Annotated in this window: 18 protein-coding genes; all 18 read right to left on the reverse strand. The window is 59.9% G+C overall.

From position 1 onward, the window contains the following. Nucleotides 1-283: 283 nt before the first annotated feature. On the reverse strand, nucleotides 284-1,654 hold the full coding sequence (locus A8O26_RS20140; RefSeq protein ID WP_064119529.1) for a flagellar hook-length control protein FliK: 1,371 nt from the start codon (nucleotides 1,652-1,654) through the stop codon (nucleotides 284-286). Between the two features lie 105 nt (nucleotides 1,655-1,759). Then, on the reverse strand, nucleotides 1,760-2,107 hold the full coding sequence (locus A8O26_RS29495) for an Hpt domain-containing protein (protein WP_081265226.1): 348 nt from the start codon (nucleotides 2,105-2,107) through the stop codon (nucleotides 1,760-1,762). A 31-nt stretch (nucleotides 2,108-2,138) separates the two neighbouring features. Then, entirely contained in the window at nucleotides 2,139-3,842 is a 1,704-nt protein-coding gene (locus tag A8O26_RS20150; protein WP_064119531.1) for an ATP-binding SpoIIE family protein phosphatase, read from the reverse strand. 5 nt (nucleotides 3,843-3,847) lie between these two features. Next, on the reverse strand, nucleotides 3,848-4,153 hold the full coding sequence (locus A8O26_RS20155) for an STAS domain-containing protein (RefSeq protein ID WP_064119532.1): 306 nt from the start codon (nucleotides 4,151-4,153) through the stop codon (nucleotides 3,848-3,850). Between the two features lie 190 nt (nucleotides 4,154-4,343). Next, the gene (gene fliJ / locus A8O26_RS20160) at nucleotides 4,344-4,796 is read right to left on the reverse strand and encodes a flagellar export protein FliJ (protein WP_064119533.1); all 453 of its coding nucleotides are present in this window, start codon (nucleotides 4,794-4,796) and stop codon (nucleotides 4,344-4,346) included. A gap of 6 nt (nucleotides 4,797-4,802) precedes the next feature. Beyond that, entirely contained in the window at nucleotides 4,803-6,161 is a 1,359-nt protein-coding gene (gene fliI, locus A8O26_RS20165) for a flagellar protein export ATPase FliI (RefSeq protein WP_064119534.1), read from the reverse strand. Further along, a complete protein-coding gene (fliH, locus tag A8O26_RS20170; RefSeq protein ID WP_064119535.1) occupies nucleotides 6,151-6,957 on the reverse strand; it encodes a flagellar assembly protein FliH in 807 nt (268 codons plus the stop codon). The genes fliI and fliH overlap by 11 nt, the downstream gene beginning before the upstream one ends. 4 nt (nucleotides 6,958-6,961) lie before the next feature. Beyond that, nucleotides 6,962-7,981 carry a flagellar motor switch protein FliG gene (gene fliG / locus A8O26_RS20175; RefSeq protein WP_007920042.1) on the reverse strand — a complete coding sequence of 340 codons (1,020 nt, stop codon included), beginning with the start codon at nucleotides 7,979-7,981 and terminating at the stop codon, nucleotides 6,962-6,964. Next, on the reverse strand, nucleotides 7,974-9,761 hold the full coding sequence (fliF, locus tag A8O26_RS20180; protein ID WP_064119536.1) for a flagellar basal-body MS-ring/collar protein FliF: 1,788 nt from the start codon (nucleotides 9,759-9,761) through the stop codon (nucleotides 7,974-7,976). Before fliF ends, fliG begins: the two co-directional genes overlap by 8 nt. 15 nt (nucleotides 9,762-9,776) lie before the next feature. Then, the gene (fliE, locus tag A8O26_RS20185; protein WP_064119537.1) at nucleotides 9,777-10,106 is read right to left on the reverse strand and encodes a flagellar hook-basal body complex protein FliE; all 330 of its coding nucleotides are present in this window, start codon (nucleotides 10,104-10,106) and stop codon (nucleotides 9,777-9,779) included. A gap of 127 nt (nucleotides 10,107-10,233) precedes the next feature. After that, the gene (locus A8O26_RS20190) at nucleotides 10,234-11,625 is read right to left on the reverse strand and encodes a sigma-54-dependent transcriptional regulator (RefSeq protein ID WP_064119801.1); all 1,392 of its coding nucleotides are present in this window, start codon (nucleotides 11,623-11,625) and stop codon (nucleotides 10,234-10,236) included. Nucleotides 11,626-11,630: 5 nt separating this feature from the next. Continuing rightward, on the reverse strand, nucleotides 11,631-12,839 hold the full coding sequence (locus A8O26_RS20195) for an ATP-binding protein (RefSeq protein WP_064119538.1): 1,209 nt from the start codon (nucleotides 12,837-12,839) through the stop codon (nucleotides 11,631-11,633). A gap of 110 nt (nucleotides 12,840-12,949) precedes the next feature. Continuing rightward, nucleotides 12,950-14,425 carry a sigma-54 dependent transcriptional regulator gene (locus A8O26_RS20200; protein WP_064119539.1) on the reverse strand — a complete coding sequence of 492 codons (1,476 nt, stop codon included), beginning with the start codon at nucleotides 14,423-14,425 and terminating at the stop codon, nucleotides 12,950-12,952. 172 nt (nucleotides 14,426-14,597) lie between these two features. Further along, on the reverse strand, nucleotides 14,598-14,894 hold the full coding sequence (locus A8O26_RS20205; RefSeq protein WP_064119540.1) for a hypothetical protein: 297 nt from the start codon (nucleotides 14,892-14,894) through the stop codon (nucleotides 14,598-14,600). Between the two features lie 10 nt (nucleotides 14,895-14,904). Then, nucleotides 14,905-15,300: a flagellar export chaperone FliS gene (fliS, locus tag A8O26_RS20210; RefSeq protein ID WP_064119541.1), complete on the reverse strand. Its 396-nt coding sequence runs from the start codon at nucleotides 15,298-15,300 to the stop codon at nucleotides 14,905-14,907. A gap of 130 nt (nucleotides 15,301-15,430) precedes the next feature. Next, nucleotides 15,431-16,891 carry a flagellar filament capping protein FliD gene (gene fliD, locus A8O26_RS20215; RefSeq protein WP_064119542.1) on the reverse strand — a complete coding sequence of 487 codons (1,461 nt, stop codon included), beginning with the start codon at nucleotides 16,889-16,891 and terminating at the stop codon, nucleotides 15,431-15,433. A gap of 82 nt (nucleotides 16,892-16,973) precedes the next feature. Next, entirely contained in the window at nucleotides 16,974-17,330 is a 357-nt protein-coding gene (locus A8O26_RS20220; protein WP_064119543.1) for a flagellar protein FlaG, read from the reverse strand. Nucleotides 17,331-17,403: 73 nt separating this feature from the next. Continuing rightward, a complete protein-coding gene (locus tag A8O26_RS20225; protein ID WP_016984295.1) occupies nucleotides 17,404-18,255 on the reverse strand; it encodes a flagellin domain-containing protein in 852 nt (283 codons plus the stop codon). Between the last annotated feature and the right edge of the window lie 101 nt (nucleotides 18,256-18,356).

Below are 18,356 nucleotides of genomic sequence, written 5' to 3' on the forward strand. Positions count from 1 at the left end.
AACACCGACCTGAAAGACCAAGTCGATTATGGATTCACAGCCGAAGTATCCGGTCGGCGTACTTCGCGAGCATCCCCCAATCAGTCCCCTCTCCCTCTGGGAGAGGGCTAGGGTGAGGGTTCTTAGGGGCCGACCGAGGTATCAGACGTCAAACACCGACCTGAAAGACCAAGTCGATTATGGATTCACAGCCGAAGTATCCGGTCGGCGTACTTCGCGAACATCCCCCAATCAGTCCCCTCTCCCTCTGGGAGAGGGCTAGGGTGAGGGGCTGTTGATTTGATCAGGCGTAGTAGTCGACAGCGCTGCTGCCAATTACGCTGGTGGTTTGCGCAGCGGCTTCAGCAATGGCGGCAGGCGCCAGTTCTTCATCCGCCGAGTCGAGGCGACCACCGGCAGCGCTGGTGCGACCGCCCTGGCCCTGCTGTGCCTGTTCCTGACCTTGCTGGCCCTGCCAGCCACGGCTCTGGTCGGAGACATTGACGTCGACCTGGCCCATGCCCTGTTGGTTGAACATCTCGCGCAGTCGATGCATCTGCCCATCCAGCGCTTCACGCACGCTTGGATGTGCGCTCATGAACGTGACCTGGGTCTGTTGATCCGGAACCATGTTCACGCGGATATCCAGACGCCCCAGCTCGGCCGGCTGCAACTGAATGTCCGCCGCCTTGAGATTGGCGCTCGACAAATACATGACGCGGTTGACCACTTCTTCGGTCCAGCCGCTCTGATGCATGGCGATCGGCTGGTTCACCGGCACGGCATTGGCTGTCTTCGGCGTCGCGGCCTGTGTCAGCGCCGCCAGGCGGTTGGCGAAGTCATCGACACGGGTATCGCTGGTCGCGGTTTTGAGGTCTTTGAGGCCGTCATCGATCAAGCCGCTGAACGCTTTGTCGCCGCCCTGACTGGTGCTGTCCTTGTCGGCCTGCACGTCGAGCATGCTGGCCATGCCGGCAGCAAAATTCTGCGCCGCCGTCAGTTCACCGTCGGCCTGCGCCTGGGCAGGCGTGGCTTTCGGTTGTGCCTGGCTGGCAGCGGAAATGTGCCCGCCCTGCTCCATCGCCATGCGCACGGCCGGCATCGAGTCGAGGGGATCGGCCGACGGGTCGAAATCGCTGTCGACTGCCGGCGCCGGATCTTTGACCAAGCCGGGCAATGCGGCGAGCGCTGGGGTTTCGACTTCAGGCTGGGCGCTGGCGACAACCGCCGGCGCCTGCACCACGGGCGCCGCGACCACTGGCTGCACAGCGGCGACCAAAGCCGGATCGAGCGTCGGGTCAACCGGCGCGGCATCAACCACTGGAGGCTGAGAAGTGTCCGTGCTGTCGTCGCTGCTGGCGGTGGAGTCATCGCTCGCCGCGGTTTTATCGGCAGGCAAGTCGTTGCCGCTATCGGCAACCGCCGGTTGCGCAGCGGCAGACGGATCCTTGCCGATATCCTTTTTGCCGCCGTTGTCAGCGACCTTGTCGCGCGGCGACTTGGGCGAATTGTCAGTGGCTGCAACAGGCTTGCTCGACCCCTGATCGGCGAACACTTTCGCGAAGCTTGAGGCTTTATCCCCGGTATCTACGGCCATGGCCGACGATTTGGCCGAGGCGGCTTGCGCCTTGGCCTGAGCGGCGTTTTGAAGAAGAATGTTGGGGGTCGCAGGCATGAAACGGTCTCCGCTGCACTGGGATCGTAGGTACAGTTAAGGAGATAGCTGCAAGTGCCGGGCCAGTTTTATCCGGCGCTTGAGAAAAGCGCCGGACGGCCGGATTCAGTGCGTGTGCGCGTGGTGTTTTTCGTTTTCGTAAACCGGACGAACATGCTCGAACTCGCCACCGATGTCAGCGACCAGCTGGGCAATTTCCGTCGGACTTCTATCCTTGGACTCGACTTCCAGCTCATGACAAAGCTCAGCCAGCCGAGTTGCGCCCATGTTACTGGCGCTGCCTTTAAAACTATGGGCAACGTCAGACAACAGGCTTGCATCGAGTGTTTTCTGAAGTTCGCCCAAGCGCGCTTCAGAATCCGTCAGGAAGGTATCCAGCAATTCCGGATAGCTATCCTCCATAACATCGCGCAAGGCATCGAGCACTTCGCGATCTACGTGTTTGTCAGTCACTTGTTCACTCCTTGATCAAGAATTGCGCGGATTATGCCTCAACCTCCCAGGAAAACTCCACGCGAGCACTACGACCTTCGTCCGACCAACTGGCGTTGCGCCCCAATTGCCGGACCAGACTGACGCCACGTCCCGACAAACGGACTCCGTCCAGCGGTCGCTCCATGACTCGTGCCACATCAAATCCCTTGCCGCTGTCTTCAACCCGAATCACCAGACAACCGCCCTCGCCTAGTGGCTGTACCTGCAAATGCACGCGCACAAAACCGTCCTGCAATGCCTCCAGCCGATCGTTGCGCTGTTGATAGTAGCGAGCGAAACCCGCCGCATCGCGCTTGAGACTGGAGTCCAGCCCCAGCACGCCGTGCTCGAGCGCATTGGAGTACAACTCGGCGAGCACGCTGTACAAAGCACCACTCTGCGCCCGCAACCCATGCACCTCAAGCAGCAGCTGCAACAGGTATGGCAATGGATTGAAACGCTTGAGCGTTGCGCCACGGAATTCGAAGCTCACCGACCAGTCGAGCGGGCACGACTGGCCGCTGTCGGAATACACGGGTGCCGATGGCTTGACCTGCGCCGGCTCCAGCAGGCTGACCTCGACCATGCTGACGTCATCGCGCGCCTCGCCACGAAAATCGCGCAACGCCTGCTCGATGTCCTCGAACAAGCGGTCCGGCTCGCGATTGGCGGCGAACACCTGCTGCAAACGTTCGACACCGAACAGTTGATCATTGGCATCGCTGGTGTCGATCACACCGTCGGACAACAGGAATACCCGATCACCGGCAGCCATCGGATGCACTTCCGTGCAGTCGTCGAACGCCTGTGGGCTGAGCACCCCCAGCGGCAGGTGACGCGCGGCCAATGGCACGCGCTCGCCCGTGGCAATTCGATGCAGATAGCCGTCGGGCATGCCGCCATTCCACACTTCGACCGAACGGCGCTGAAAACTCAGACACAACAACGTGGCGCAGCAGAACATATCCACCGGCAGGATGCGTTTGAGCTTGGCATTCATCTCGCGCAGGGTTTCCGCCAGACCATAACCCTTGGCGGTCATGCCATAGAACACCTCGGCCAAGGGCATCGCCCCGACCGCTGCCGGCAGGCCATGACCGGTGAAATCCCCCAGCAACACATGCATGTCGCCAGCCGGCGTGTACGCCGCCAGCAGCAGGTCACCGTTGAACAACGCATAGGGCGATTGCAGGTAACGGATATTCGCTGCGCTCAGGCAACCGGAGTGCGCCACCTTGTCGAACACCGCTTTGGCCACGCGTTGTTCGTTGAGCAAGTAATCATGGTGTTTGGCGATCAGGTCGCGCTGTTGCAGCACGGTCGCCTGCAAGCGGCGCAAGCGATCCATCGCCTTGATTTTGGCGGCGAGGATCACCTGGTTGTAGGGCTTCGCCAGAAAGTCGTCACCACCCGCCTCCAGACAACGCGCCAGCGCTTCGCTTTCGGTCAGCGAGGTGAGGAAGATGATCGGCACCAAGGTTTCCCCGGCCAACGCCTTGATCTGCCGCGCCGCTTCGAAGCCGTCCATCACCGGCATCATCGCGTCCATCAGCACCATGTGTGGTGACTGTCGACGGAAGATGTCCACCGCTTCGGCGCCATTGGCCGCCGTCAGGACTTCGTGGCCCTGGCGACGGACGATGGTCGACAGTAGCATACGGTCGGCGGCACTGTCTTCGGCGATCAGGACGGTCAGCGGCTCTTGCACCTGCATGGCCGTCAAGTGATGTCGAAGAGCTTGTCGAAATTGGAGATGGCGAGGATCTTGCGCACGTCGGAGTTGCTGTTGACCACCCGCACATCCGAATCGTCGCCACCGGCGTGATCACGCAGCAAGAGCAGCATGCCCAGTGCGGAGCTATCGAGATAGGTGGCCTCTTTCAGATCGACCACGATGGATTCGGGCTTCTTGGCAAGATGCTCGTAGGACTCACGAAATTCCTGATGGCGACCGAAATCGAACCGCCCCCTGACCGAGATCGTCAGTTTTTGACCATCTTTAGAGACTTCTGTAACGACTGACATTGACTGGCTTCCTTGTCATTGACGAACCTGTACAAGGTTTAGCACCTGCACAGGGTTGCGGCAAGGCGCATCACAGAACCAAATGTGGGAGCGAGCTTGCTCGCGAAGGCGTCGTATCAGTCAACACTTCAGTCAACTGAAAGATTGCTTTCGCGAGCAGGCTCGCTCCCACAGGGTCTCGCGGCGTGGGTTAGAAGGGATTCTGTCGCGGCAAACGCTGCGACAACTCATCAAGCAATTTCTGCTCGCGCTTGTCTTCAAGGCGTTGCGCCTCTTCGCGATAACGCTGCACCAGTTTGCGCAGGCCTTCGACCTTGGCAAACGCCTGTTGCCATTCCTCACGCGCCTTGTCGAGCTTGTTCTGATGCCAGACCAGACTCTGGCGCTGCTGGTCTACAGCGGTGTCGAGCTGCGCCAGAAAGCCCTGAAAACCAAGCAGCCATTGCCCGCTCACGCCCGTACTGCCGCGCACGATCCACTGCTCGGAATAATCCAGACGGAAGGCATTGAGGTCGGCGAGTTTGCTTTCAGCGACTTTCACCTGGCCCTGAAAGTAACCCAGGCGTTGCACGGCGGTTTTCTCGGCCTGTTCGGCCATGTCCACCACGGGTGCCAGACGCGCAGCTCGACTGACGGCGGCCATGAGCGGTTAGCCGCCCGCCGCTGGCGCGAACAGGGTTTCGAGGTAAGCCTGACTTTCGCCCATGTTGATTTTGTCGTTGAGGCCCTGACGCTGGTAGCGCACCAACTGCGGTTGCAGGGAGATCGCCAGGTCGGTTTCGCGGTCGCCACCGGCAACGTAGGCGCCGACGCTGATCAGATCGCGGCTCTGCTGATAGCGCGACCACAGCTGCTTGAAATACTGCGCGCGCTGCATGTGCTCCGGCGAAACCACGGCTGGCATCACCCGGCTGATCGACGCTTCGATGTCGATGGCCGGATAGTGCCCCTCTTCGGCCAAGCGCCGGGACAGCACGATGTGGCCGTCGAGCACGCCTCGCGCCGAGTCGGCAATCGGGTCCTGCTGGTCATCGCCTTCGGACAACACGGTATAGAACGCGGTAATCGAACCCCCGCCCTTCTCCGCGTTACCCGCGCGCTCCACCAGTTTCGGCAACTTGGCGAACACCGATGGCGGATAACCCTTGGTCGCTGGCGGCTCGCCGATGGCCAAAGCGATTTCCCGCTGGGCCTGAGCAAAACGGGTCAGCGAATCCATCAGCAGCAGGACGTTTTTGCCCTTGTCGCGGAAATACTCGGCAATCCGCGTGCAATACATCGCTGCGCGCAGGCGCATCAACGGCGCATCGTCTGCTGGCGAGGCGACGACCACGGAGCGCTTGAGGCCTTCTTCACCGAGGCTGTGCTCGATGAATTCCTTAACTTCGCGACCGCGCTCACCGATCAGGCCAACGACGATAATGTCGGCCTCGGTGAAGCGGGTCATCATGCCCAGCAACACCGATTTACCAACACCGGTACCGGCGAACAGGCCCAGACGCTGGCCACGGCCAACCGTCAGCAAACCGTTGATGCAGCGGATGCCGACGTCCAGCGGCACGCTGATCGGGTCACGGTTGAGCGGGTTGATCGTCGGGCCGTCCATCGGCACCCAGTCTTCGGCTTTCATGCCGCCCTTGCCGTCCAGCGCACGACCGGCGCCGTCGAGCACGCGACCGAGCATGCTCATGCCCATCGGCAAGCGCCCGGTATCAGCCAGTGGCACCACGCGGGCGCCCGGGGCGATGCCGGCGACACTGCCGACCGGCATCAAAAAGACTTTGCTGCCGGAAAAACCCATGACTTCCGCTTCCACCTGCGAGGGGTGATAGCTGTCGTCATTGATTACCAGGCAACGCGTGCCCATGGCGGCGCGCAGGCCTTCGGCTTCGAGGGTGAGGCCGACCATGCGCAGCAGGCGACCTTCAAGAATCGGCGCACCGGCAATCTCGGTGGCCTCAGCGTAAGTGCTCAGGCGCTTGGCGAAACTGGTGCGTTCAAGGCGCATCGGGTTCGTCCGCGAGCGGCTCTTCAGGCGTGGCCGCCGGTTTTACGTCTTCTGCAATGTCCAGGCTCAGATCCGCTTCAGCCGGGTGCAAAGCCTGTTCGTGCAACTGATCGAACAGTTTGGCCATGACCTGAGTGACGCGGGTTTCGATGCTGGCATCGATGCGGCTGTGCTCGGTTTCAACCCGGCAGCCGCCCGGCAGCAGTGACTCATCTTCGACGATGCGCCAGGTTTCCTCATGACGTTCGCGCAGGGCCTTGGCCTGCTCGAAGTCCTGCGGATTGACGTACAGGCGCACATTGTCGACGCCCAGCGGCAACAGTTTGAGCGCATCGCGCATGACGTGTTCGATCTGACTCGAATCGATGGCCAGCTCGCGCTTGATCACCTGTTTGGTGATGTGTTGCACGAGGTCGACCAACGACTTTTCGATTTGCGTGTCTTGCTCGGCGATGGGCTCAAACAGGTTCGCCATCAACTGCTCAAGGCTGGCGAGTTTGGCGCTCAAAGCCACTTCGGCCTCCTGACGGACCTTGAGGGTCGCGCTGTGGAAGCCTTCCTTTTCGCCGATGCCGAAGCCCTCGTTGTAAGCCTCCTGACGGATGCTTTCGAGTTCTTCCAGGGTCAGTGGCTGGACTTCTTCCAGCGGCACTTCTTCCATTTCCGGCGGTTCGGGCTCCGGTTCAGGCTCGGGTTCCGGTTTCGGCGGGTCGAAGCTGGGCATGGCCCAGGATTCGAAACCGCGAACATCGCGGGCACGGATCAGATCCGTCACATCGTCGTCGTGCTTGTCCATGGGCTTAGATCATTTCCTCACCACCTTTGCCACCGAGTACGATCTCGCCGGCTTCGGCCATACGACGGGCAATGGTGAGGATTTCTTTCTGCGCCGTTTCGACGTCGCTGACACGCACCGGGCCTTTGGCCTCGAGGTCGTCGCGCAACAGTTCGGCAGCACGTTTGGACATGTTCTTGAAGATCTTTTCTTTGACGCCTTCGTCCGAGCCCTTGAGGGCCAGCACCAGCACGTCGGAGGAGACTTCGCGCAGCAACGCCTGAATACCACGGTCGTCGACATCGGCGAGGTTGTTGAACACGAACATGAGGTCTTCGATCTGACCGGACAGGTCTTCGTCGACTTCGCGGATCGAGTCCATGAGCTGGCCTTCGATCGAGCTGTCGAGGAAGTTCATGATGTCCGCCGCACGCTTGATGCCACCCAGGGTGGTGCGCGAGGCATTCGAGTTGCCGGAGAACTGCTTCTCGAGAATCTGGTTGAGTTCTTTCAGTGCCGCTGGCTGCACGGTGTTCAACGACGACACGCGCAGGATGATGTCCAGACGCACCTTGTGGTCGAAGTTACCCAGCACTTCACCGGCCTGATCGGGGTCGAGGTAGGCCACCACGATCGCTTGAATCTGCGGGTGTTCGTAGCGGATCACGTCGGCAACGGCGCGCGGCTCCATCCATTTCAGGCTGTCGAGGCCACTGGTGTTGCCACCGAGCAGGATGCGGTCGATCAGGCCGTTGGCCTTGTCTTCACCCAGGGCCTGGGTGAGCATTTTGCGCACGTAGTCGTCGGAACCGACGCCGAGGCTGGTCTGGTCGCCGACGATGTCGACGAACTCGCTCATGACCTGCTCGACCTGTTCGCGATGGACGTTGCCCATCTGCGCCATGGCCACGCCGACGCGCTGAACCTCTTTAGGGCCCATGTGGCGCAGCACTTGCGCGGCATCGGTCGAACCCAGGGACAGCAGCAGAATCGCGGCTTTGTCGACCTTGTTCAGTTTGACGGTTGCGGCTCGGTTATCACTCATCTGCGTTAATCCACTCTTTCACGACCTGAGCCACGCGACCCGGGTCCTCGGCCACCAGACTCTTGATTGCATTCAGTTGCGCGTCATAACCCTCACTTGGGCTCGGCAACAGAATGCTCTGCGGACCACCGAGGCTCACGCGGTCATTGGAAAGTTCGCCGTCCAGGCCGCCCATCCCGCCGAGTTCCACGTCGCTGCCAAGACCGGCCAGCTCCTTGCCTTTGCCGCCGCCGGTGATGTTGTTGAGCACCGGACGCAGCACACCAAACACCAGCACCAGGATGAACAACACCCCCAGCACTTGTTTGACGATGTCCCAGAACCATGGCTGGGAGTAGAACGGAATATCGGCAATCACTTCGCCGCGCTCGGCGGAGAACGGCATGTTGATCACGCTGACGCTGTCGCCACGGCTGGCGTCGAAACCGACGGCGTCCTGGACCAGACGGGTGAAGCGCGCCAATTCGTCGGCGCTCCACGGCGCGCGGGTGGTTTCACCGTTGGCCGCGTTGACCTTGACCTGATCGTCAACCACCACCGACACCGACAGACGATTCAGGCGACCCTGCTGCTGTTTGGTGTGGCTGATGGAACGGTCGAGCTCGAAGTTCTTGGTCGATTGTTGACGCTTGTCGGCCGGGTACGGCGCGAGCATTGGCTGGCCGGTGGCCGGGTCCATGATCTGCTGACCGTTGGCGTCAACCAATGGCTGACCTGGCTGCACCATCGCGGCTGGCGCTGCGGCACCACCGGTGGTTTGCGGCGCCGAGGCAGGCGCTGGCGGCTGGTTGCTCAGGGCACCCGGCACGCCTTGCGGGCCATTGCTGGCAGTGCGTTGTTCGTTGACCGACTGCTCGCTGCGCAACGCCGGTTGATCCGGGTTGAACTGCTCGGCAGTCGACTCGACGGCGTTGAAATCGATATCGGCCGAGACTTCCGCCTTGTAGCGATCGTTGCCCAGTACCGGTTGCAGAATGTTGTGCACGCGCTGGGTGAGCATGCTTTCCATGCGACGGCTGTAATCGAACTGCTTGCCGGCCATGGTCATTTCGGAGTTTTCCGCCTGATCAGAGAGCAAGGTGCCTTTCTGGTCGACGACGGTGATCTGCGATTTGCTCAGCTCGGGAACGGAAGTCGCGACCAGATTGATGATCGCAATCACCTGACCCGGTTCCAGCGAACGACCGGAGTACAGTTCAACCAGAACCGAAGCACTTGGCTTGCGTTCGTCACGCACGAACACCGAACTCTTCGGAATCGCCAGGTGCACGCGGGCACCCTTGACGTTGTTCAGGCTGGAAATGGTCCGCGCCAGTTCACCTTCGAGGCCGCGACGATAGCGCGTGGCTTCCATGAACTGGCTGGTGCCCAGACCCTGTTCCTTGTCGAGGATTTCGAAACCGATATTGCCGTCGCTGGGAGTGACACCAGCAGCAGCGAGTTTCATCCGCGCACGGGACAAGTCATCGGCCTTGACCAGCAAGGCACCGGAGTTCGGTTCGACGTTGTAAGGAATGTCGGCGGCGGCCAGGGTTTCCATGACCTGCTTGGCGTCCATGCCGGCAAGGCTGCCGTACAACGGACGGTAATCCGGCTGCTGCGACCACAGCACCACGGCAAAGCCAATCGCCACGCTCGCAGCCAGGCCGACCAACAGGCCCACCTGACGCAGCATGGTCATCTCGGAGAGGTTTTCCAGGAAGGACAGGCCGAACAGCGGCGGTTTGCCGTCTATCGGGGTGGCCTTGGCCGGAACGTTATCGGCGACTGCTTCTGCCATGACTCAATCTCGTCCTTAAACCGGCATCTGCATGATGTCTTGATAAGCCTGAACCAGCTTGTTGCGCACCTGGGTCAGAGCCTGGAACGACACGCTGGCTTTTTGCGAAGCGATCATCACGTCCGTCAGGTCGACGCCGCTCTTGCCCACTTCAAAGGCATTGGCCAACTGAGTCGACGCGGTCTGGGTATCGCTGACCTTATTGATCGCCTGACCGAGCATGTCGGAAAAGCTGCTGCCCGCCAGTTCAGGGACAGCGGTCGTCGATTTCGGCGCAGACATGGCATCCAGCTTCATGGCCTTCATGTCTGTCATCAACCGATTAAATTCAATACCTTGGCTCATGGTCTACTCTCTTGGGCGGCCCGCAATTTTTTGACACTCACTCGGCGGGTACACAGGTATTAGCAACAAGGGTGCCAGCTCATGGGCACCCCTTCAGAAAAGCGTTTTCAACTTCTTGCGCCACCGCTCAGGTGGCGAACAGATAGCCTTCGACGTCCATCCCCGCATCACGCATTTGCGCCAGTTTGTAGCGCAGGGTGCGCGGGCTGATACCGAGCTTTTCCGCCGCCTCTTTGCGTCGGCCACGCTCGGTGCGCAGGGTATCGATAATCATCTGAAACTCCCGGCGGCGCAGGTCATCGCCGAGCGCACCGGCCGAATCCACTTCGATTTCCACCTCACGAATCACCACCGGCGCAGGCGCTGCAATCGGCAAAGTGGCGAACGTTACGGCACCGGCCAGACAGAAATCCTGCGGTTGAATCAACCCGCCCTGCTGCAAAATCAGCGCGCGCTGAATCGCGTTATCCAGTTCACGTACGTTGCCCGGCCATGGGTAAGCGGTCAGGCACGCTTGCGCTTCGGGCGAGAGTTTCGCCGCCGCGTGCTTCATTTTATTGACGTGTTTGGCCAGCAACCTTTCGGCCAGCGGCAAGATATCGGCAGTGCGCTCGCGAAGTGGACGCCACGCCAGAGGAAAAACCGACAAACGGTAAAAAAGGTCTTCACGGAAACGCCCCGCCGCCACTTCGCCGGCGAGATCGCGGTTGGTGGTGGCGACCACGCGAATGTCGAGGGCGATCGGCTTGCGTGCACCGACGCGCTCGACCTCGCGTTCTTGCAACACGCGCAGCAGCTTGGCTTGCAGGCCGAGGGGCATTTCGGAAATTTCGTCGAGCAGCAGGGTGCCGCCGTCGGCCTGTTCGAACTTGCCTGCCTGCGCGGCGATAGCGCCGGTAAAGGAACCCTTCTCGTGCCCGAACAACGTCGCTTCGAGCATGTTGTCCGGGATCGCCGCACAGTTGATCGCAATGAACGGTTGATTGGCGCGATGGGATTGCTGGTGAATGTAGCGCGCCAGCACTTCTTTACCGGTACCGGATTCGCCCGAAATCAACACGGTGGAATCGCTGCGCGCTACACGCGCCGCCAGCTCCAGCAATTGTGCGCTGGCCGGCTCGACGGCGATCGGCCCCTCGGCCTCGCCGACACTGAGACTGCCCAGCGCATGCCGCGCGACCAGATCCAGCAGCGCCTTGGGTTCGAACGGTTTGACCAGATAGTCCGCAGCGCCCTGGCGCATCGCATCGACCGCGCGCTCGACGGCGCCATGCGCGGTCATTAGCAACACCGGCAATTGCGGCTGGCGAGCACGCAACAGCGAAAGCAATTGATGGCCATCCATGCCGGGCATGTTGACGTCACTGACCACCAGACTGAACGCCTCTCGTGCCACCGCCGTCAGCGCTTCCTCGGCGCAACCGACTGCCAGGTAATCGTGCCCGGCCAACAGCAACGTATCGGCCAGCGCCTCGCGCAACGAGCGGTCATCCTCGACCAGCAAAACCTTGATGCCCATGTCTTTCACTCAGCTCCCTGTACAGCGGAAAACAGCGGCAGGATCACCTGCGCGCACGTGCCGCGCCCTACCCGCGAACGCAGCAGCAATTCTCCCTGATGTGCCCGGGCCACAGCCTTGACCACGGTCAGGCCGAGGCCGGTACCGGTGACTTTGGTGGTAAAAAACGGCTCACCCAGACGCGCCAGAACGGCAGGTTCAATTCCGCCACCACTGTCGCTGACGCTGATGCGCAACGTGTTGTCGCGGGTGTAGCAATGCACCTTCAGGCGCACATCACCGGCGCTGGCCTGAATGGCGTTTTCGATCAGGTTCAACAGCGCGCCGACCAGGGTGTCGCGGTTGCACAGCAACTCCCCGACATGGCTGTCGCACTGCCAGCGGATTGGCAGGTCCTGCACATGAGTCAACGCCGCCGCTTGTAGCGCCTGCATCAAGGCATTGGGCGTCAGGCGATCGGTCAGCGGCAATTCACCGCGAGCGAACACCAGCATGTCGCGGACCTGATGCTCGAGTTCGTGCAGACGCTCTTTAAGGCGGCCGGCGAAACGCTGCTGGGTGGCGACCGGCAATTCCTGCTCAGTCAAATGACTGGCGTAAAGCAAAGCGGCGGACAGCGGCGTGCGGATCTGATGGGCCAGCGAGGCGACCATGCGCCCCAGCGAGGACAAACGCTCGTGGCGCGCCAATTGATCTTGCAGGTGACGGGTTTCTGTCAGGTCGTTGAGCAGCACCAATTGCCCCGGCTCAGCATCCAGCGAGCGGGTGGCAATCGACAGGCGTCGACCGTTTTTCAGGGAAATTTCATGACCGTCGTCTTCACGCGGGGCGAAGCAGCGCGCGATTACCTGACGCCACAACTCGCCTTCAAGCGGCAGGCCAAGCAGTTCGATGGCCGCCGGATTGGCCTCGCGCACCCTGCCGTGACCGTCAATCACGATGACGCCACCGGGCAACAGATCAAGGAGGTTTTGCAGGCGGTTGGCCAAGCGTTCTTTTTCTGCCAGCTCTTGCATGCGCTGGGCGCTGACCACCGCCAGTTCACCCTTGAGCTCGGTCACCCGCGCTTCAAGCATGCTGTAGGAGTCAGTCAGTTGGCTGGACATCTGGCTGAACAGCTCGAAAGCCTGCTCAAGGCCCTGTCGGCTTGCCTGCTCTACGGAGGACGGCTGCCCCTCGGGACTGGAGGCAGAAGACATCTGGGCTTGGGGCATTGTGCTTTCTCGCTTGGCTGACCGTCAGTTAAACGGAACGTTGCGAGGGCTGTAGCAATACCCGTGCCTAAAAAAAAACGCTTATAAATGAAGCGGTTGAAAAACAGGCGTCAATCATCCGCCTGTTCATCACCATCGCGGCGGCTCATGCCGTACTTGCGCATCTTCTCGACCAGGGTGGTACGACGGATACGCAGGCGTTCAGCGGCACGCGCAACGATACCGTTGGCGTCGTCCAGCGCTTGCTGGATCAGGCCCTGTTCCAGACCACCGAGGTAGTCTTTCAGGTCCAGACCTTCTGGCGGCAGCATGGCATTGGCGGAGAAGTCCGGGGTATGGCCGTTGATCGCCACGCGCTCTTCGAGATCGCTGCGCAGGCTGTCGACCATTTGCTCGTCTTCGTCGTCGACGTAGCGGAATTTCTTCGGCAACTCGACCACGCCGATCACCCCGTACGGGTGCATGATCGCCATGCGCTCCACCAGGTTGGCCAGCTCACGGACGTTGCCCGGCCAGCCGTGACGGCACAGCGACATGATCGCCGCCGAGTTGAAGCGAATCGAGCCACGCTTTTCGTGCTCCATGCGCGAAATCAGCTCGTTCATCAGCAATGGGATGTCTTCGACGCGCTCACGCAGCGGCGCCATCTCGATCGGGAACACGTTCAGGCGATAGTAAAGGTCTTCGCGGAAGGTGCCGATCTCGATCATGCTTTCGAGATTCTTGTGGGTCGCGGCGATGATGCGCACGTCGACGCTCTGAGTCTTGTTGCTGCCCACGCGCTCGAAGGTGCGTTCCTGCAAAACGCGCAGCAGCTTGACCTGCATCGGCAGCGGCATGTCACCGATTTCGTCGAGGAACAGCGTACCGCCATTGGCCAGTTCAAAGCGGCCGGCACGGCTGGTGATGGCGCCGGTGAAGGCGCCCTTCTCGTGGCCGAACAGTTCGCTTTCGAGCAGCTCTGCCGGGATCGCCCCGCAGTTGACCGGCACGAATGGCGCATCGCGGCGCTTGGAGTGGTAATGCAGGTTACGCGCAACCACTTCCTTGCCGGTGCCGGACTCGCCGAGGATCAGCACGCTGGCGTCGGTGTCGGCCACTTGTTGCATCATCTGACGCACGTGCTGAATCGCGCGGCTGGTGCCGACGAGGCTGCGGAACAGATTGGGTTCGCGATGACGACCGCGCTCGCGGGCCTGGTCATACATCTCGCGATAGACCTGGGCACGGTGCAGGGAGTCGAGCAGTTTGCTGTAGCTGGGCGGCATTTCCAAAGTCGAAAGCACGCGGCGACGCTGGTCTTCAGGCAAGTCGACGGAAGAATTATCGCCCATCAGCAAAACCGGAAGGAACTCATCCCAGGTTGAGAGTGTCTTTAGCAAGCCCAAAAGCGCACCAGGAGCATTGACGGTCCCGATCAGTACGCAAATGACTTCACGACTAGACGACAAAGAGCCGACTGCCTGCTGCCAGTCATGGCTGCCGCAGGGTAAATTTTCTTCGCCGAGAAAATTTAGAATCACCGCCAGGTCGCGGCGGCGAACGCTATCGTCATCGATCAGCAGAATTTTGGTTTCACGCCACATGCAATAGCAACTTCCCTAGTCAACTCAATGCCCAAAATAAGGGGCAAGCGAGACGCTTGCAGGACACCATGTGCCTGTAGACGCCTGAAATCTGAAAACAGCCACTAGTTAAGTCAAAAAACCGTGCACAGTCAAATTTATGGCGCACATGTCTGGATTAACTGGGGGTTAATTAACCAAACAGATGGTAAACCTTTGCCGCCTTTTGCGCTTGGGTGATCTGCGACATCTCGTTGGCTATCGCCTGCCGCTCACCCATCGCCACCTCAAGAAGCTCTTTGTAGACGTGCAGCAGCTCCTCGAGATTGTTGCGCAACGCGTCCTCATCCAGCGCCGCTTCAGCCATGACGTCTTCCATGCAGGAACGGCAAGCCAGATCCAGCTCGCCAATGGCTTCCCAGTTGCGTTCGGACAAGGCTGTGACCAATGCTTCCCGGGTATCGGCGATTCGCTGCAATACAAGACTCATGACGATCTCCTTAAAACTGGGGGCCTGGTGGAGCGATGCCGTCCCAGCCTTCCTTTACGGTGCGCAGCAGACCGGCCACTTCGTCGAGGATCTTCGGATCACTCTTGATGTTGGCTTCGGCCAGTCGCTTCATCATGTAGATGTAGAGCTGGTTGAGTTCAGCCACTGAATCGGCGCTGTTTTCCAGATCCAGACCTTCACACAAGCCGCCAATGATGCCAACAGCTTTGCTGATAGCCGTGCACTTGGCAGCAATATCCTTGCGCTCAATGGCGCCCTTGGCCTCGGCGATACGCCCCAGACCACCTTCCATCAACATTTGCACCAGACGGTGCGGGCTCGCTTCGGACGTCTGAGCGTGTGCGCCGACTTTCTGGTATTGCCGAAGGGCTAACATCGGATTCATGTTCTACCTCATTGCCACATTGACTCGTATAACCAGTGTATCGCCAACGAATCAGAGAACTTTAGATCAAAAAGACAAAAACCCGGCACACGCCGATAAAGCGTAGCCGGGTTTTTGTCGTGCCTGCCTGTTACTTCGCGGACTGCTGAGCGTTCAGCGAGCTGAAGAACGACGTGATGTTGCTCGCCGTCGCCTTCATCTGGCCTACCAGCAAGTCCATGGCGTTGTACTTGGCAGTCAACGTCTTGGTCAGGTTCTCGACACGCAGGTCCAGCGCCGCCTGCTGGTCGGTCAGGTTTCTGGTGTTTTTAGTGAGAATGGCCATGCGCTGATCAAGCAAACCAGGGCTGCTCAGATTACCCGCCGGAGGCTTGAGATACGGATCAACCGCCTTGTTCATACGCGCCAGCAGACCATTGGTGTCGTTGGTGCCAGTGAACAACTGCTGAACCTGGCCAGTCATGCCTGGCTGCGCCATGGTTTTGGTGAAAGCAGCGGTATCGAACGTCAGGTTACCGGTGTTACGGTCGGTCATCACACCCAACTGCGACAACATCGCCAACGGACCACCAGCCCCTTCCGCCGTCAATTGACCACGAATATCGGCAATCAGCGTGCGCGGCATCGCGTCGCCAGTGAAAGCCGCCTGCACAGTCAGCTTGCCATCGGCATCCGGCGTCGCCTTGGACAGCGTATCGATGGTGGTCTTCAACGTGTTGTAAGCGTCGACGAACGATTGAATCGATGTCTGCAGACCTTTGGTGTTGGCGTCCACGCTGACAACAGTCGGCGTCGCAACGCCACCCACGACAGGGCTGACCGTCGTCAGGTTCAGGGTCAAGCCACTGATTGCACCGGTCACCGTGTTGCTTTTGCTGGTGACTGCAAGACCGTCGATGGTCAGCTTGGCGTTCATCGCGACGCCGTTCACGGCGCCTGAAGCGCCTGCAGCCGGGTTATTGCCCATCGGCTGGGTGCCATCGATTTCCAGACCGGCAATACCGCTGACTTTGAGGTCGGAGCCTTCACCGGTCTTGCTCGAACTGATCACCAGGCGCGAAGCGCCCGAGGCGTCGGTCACAATGTTGGCGGAGATACCGTTCGCACCCTGAGCCTTGTTGATGGCGTCGCGGGTGGTCTGCAAAGTGGAATTGGCAGGAATGTCGACATTGTAATCAGTGCCATTCTGACTGATTTTCAGGGTACCACTCGGAATGGCACTGGCGGTACCGCCGGCGAAAGAGGCGCTGGCGACTTTCGAACCAGTGGCCAATTGACTGACAACGACGTTGTAACTGCCCGTCACTGCGGTGCTGTCGGACGTCGCGCTCAGATTCGTATTGCTCGAAGTCGCGTTGAAACCAGCAAAGGCAGGATTGGTCTTGCTGCCCAGATTGGTCATCGCCGTCTGGAACGCGGTCAATGCACTCTTGAGCGAACCGACGCCGGAAATCTTCAGCGTGTTGGCTTTGGTCGCGGTGTCGATCTGTGTCTGCTTCGGCGCCTTGTCAGCGTTGACCAGCGCAGTGACGATCGCACCGATGTCCAGGCCGGAACCCAGTCCGGAACCCGGTAGAATTGGACTTGCCATGTGCATCTCCCTTCAGATTGTTGCCATTCTTTTGACCGTTACAGGCGTCCTGAGAACAGACAAACATTATTCATGCCAGCTATCAGACTTTGGCGTCGAACAACACGTGGCTTGCATTGGCCAGGCTGTCTGCCAGCTTGAGAGCTTCTGCGGAGGGAATCTGTCGAACGACCTCACCCGTCTCGCTTGCGATCACCTTGACGATGACCTTCCCGGAATGCTCGTCGATCGAGAACTCCAGATTGCGCTTGATCGATTGAACAAACTTCTCGATCTCCTGCACCGCCAGCTTCAACTTGGCGTCGTCCGAATCCTGACTCTTGGCAGCGACCGGCGCTTCAGCCTTGACAACTTTAGGCGTCTCTGACGGTTTGTCAGCGACCGGCGTGACTGGCTTGGGAGCCGGATAAGACTGGTTAAGCTTGACGCTCATGTCCATGCTCATCACCTCCTAACGTAAAAAGGCGAGAGAGCGCGACCAGCGCACCCTCCCGCCCAAACTTGTTCCGAAATTACTGAAGCAGCTTCAGTACAGCGGAAGGCAGTTGGTTGGCTTGAGCCAGAACGGAGGTCGAAGCCTGCTGCAGAGTTTGCTGCTTGGTCAGGTTAGCAGTTTCTGCGGCGAAGTCGGTGTCTTGTACACGACCCTGTGCAGCGGTGGTGTTCTCAACGATGTTCTGCAGGTTGGAGATGGTGCTGGTCAGACGGTTTTGCGAAGCACCCAGGCTCGAACGAGTGCTGTTGATCGTTGCAATTGCAGCGTCGATCGCGGTGATTGCGTTGTCGATGTTGGCAGCAGCGCCCGATACGCTTGCACCGGTCAGAACTACAGTACCGCTACCTACGGACAGGCTGACGGCGTCGAACTTGGAGCTCAGTACCAGGTCGATGTGGTTAGCCGAACCGGTGTTTGCGCCCACTTGCAGGGTCACAGTACCAGCCGAACCGTCCAGCAGGTTTTTGCCGTTCAGGTTGGTCGAAGCAGAGATACGGGTCAGTTCGTCCGACATCTGGGCGAATTCGTCGTTCGTTGCTTTCTGGTCGATGCTGCCGTTGGTACCGGTACGGGCTTTAACAGCCAGTTCACGCATACGCTGCAGAATGTCGGTCGAAGCTTGCAGAGCGCCTTCAGCGGTCTGAGCAACGGAGATACCGTCGTTGGCGTTCTGGATCGCCTGGTTGCCACCACGGATCTGGGAAGTCATACGGGTAGCGATCTGCAGGCCAGCGGCGTCGTCTTTAGCGCTGTTGATTTTCAGGCCGGAAGACAGGCGCTGCATCGAAGTCGACAGAGCGTCGGAAGCGCGGTTCAGGTTTTTCTGAACGTTCAACGACGTGGTGTTGGTGTTTACTGTTAAAGCCATGACGAATTCCTCGTTGGTTGGGTACTGCGGCTTCCGGCCCTGGCAACCGCCGGGTATGGCCTAGAGAACCTTCGTAATAGTTATCGTCGGGTTTGCAGGTT

It is taken from the genome of Pseudomonas fluorescens (genome assembly GCF_001648775.1).
GTDB lineage: Bacteria > Pseudomonadota > Gammaproteobacteria > Pseudomonadales > Pseudomonadaceae > Aquipseudomonas > Aquipseudomonas fluorescens_M.

Bases quoted from the DNA above. Each gene is read 5' to 3' on its own strand.
- A8O26_RS20140 (WP_064119529.1), bottom strand. From the start codon at position 1,654: ATGCCTGCGACCCCCAACATTCTTCTTCAAAACGCCGCTCAGGCCAAG.
- A8O26_RS20150 (WP_064119531.1), bottom strand. From the start codon at position 3,842: ATGCAGGTGCAAGAGCCGCTGACCGTCCTGATCGCCGAAGACAGTGCC.
- A8O26_RS20155 (WP_064119532.1), bottom strand. From the start codon at position 4,153: ATGTCAGTCGTTACAGAAGTCTCTAAAGATGGTCAAAAACTGACGATC.
- fliJ (WP_064119533.1), bottom strand. From the start codon at position 4,796: ATGGCCGCCGTCAGTCGAGCTGCGCGTCTGGCACCCGTGGTGGACATG.
- fliI (WP_064119534.1), bottom strand. From the start codon at position 6,161: ATGCGCCTTGAACGCACCAGTTTCGCCAAGCGCCTGAGCACTTACGCT.
- fliH (WP_064119535.1), bottom strand. From the start codon at position 6,957: ATGGACAAGCACGACGACGATGTGACGGATCTGATCCGTGCCCGCGAT.
- fliG (WP_007920042.1), bottom strand. From the start codon at position 7,981: ATGAGTGATAACCGAGCCGCAACCGTCAAACTGAACAAGGTCGACAAA.
- fliF (WP_064119536.1), bottom strand. From the start codon at position 9,761: ATGGCAGAAGCAGTCGCCGATAACGTTCCGGCCAAGGCCACCCCGATA.
- fliE (WP_064119537.1), bottom strand. From the start codon at position 10,106: ATGAGCCAAGGTATTGAATTTAATCGGTTGATGACAGACATGAAGGCC.
- A8O26_RS20190 (WP_064119801.1), bottom strand. From the start codon at position 11,625: ATGGGCATCAAGGTTTTGCTGGTCGAGGATGACCGCTCGTTGCGCGAG.
- A8O26_RS20195 (WP_064119538.1), bottom strand. From the start codon at position 12,839: ATGCCCCAAGCCCAGATGTCTTCTGCCTCCAGTCCCGAGGGGCAGCCG.
- A8O26_RS20200 (WP_064119539.1), bottom strand. From the start codon at position 14,425: ATGTGGCGTGAAACCAAAATTCTGCTGATCGATGACGATAGCGTTCGC.
- A8O26_RS20205 (WP_064119540.1), bottom strand. From the start codon at position 14,894: ATGAGTCTTGTATTGCAGCGAATCGCCGATACCCGGGAAGCATTGGTC.
- fliS (WP_064119541.1), bottom strand. From the start codon at position 15,300: ATGAATCCGATGTTAGCCCTTCGGCAATACCAGAAAGTCGGCGCACAC.
- fliD (WP_064119542.1), bottom strand. From the start codon at position 16,891: ATGGCAAGTCCAATTCTACCGGGTTCCGGACTGGGTTCCGGCCTGGAC.
- A8O26_RS20220 (WP_064119543.1), bottom strand. From the start codon at position 17,330: ATGGACATGAGCGTCAAGCTTAACCAGTCTTATCCGGCTCCCAAGCCA.
- A8O26_RS20225 (WP_016984295.1), bottom strand. From the start codon at position 18,255: ATGGCTTTAACAGTAAACACCAACACCACGTCGTTGAACGTTCAGAAA.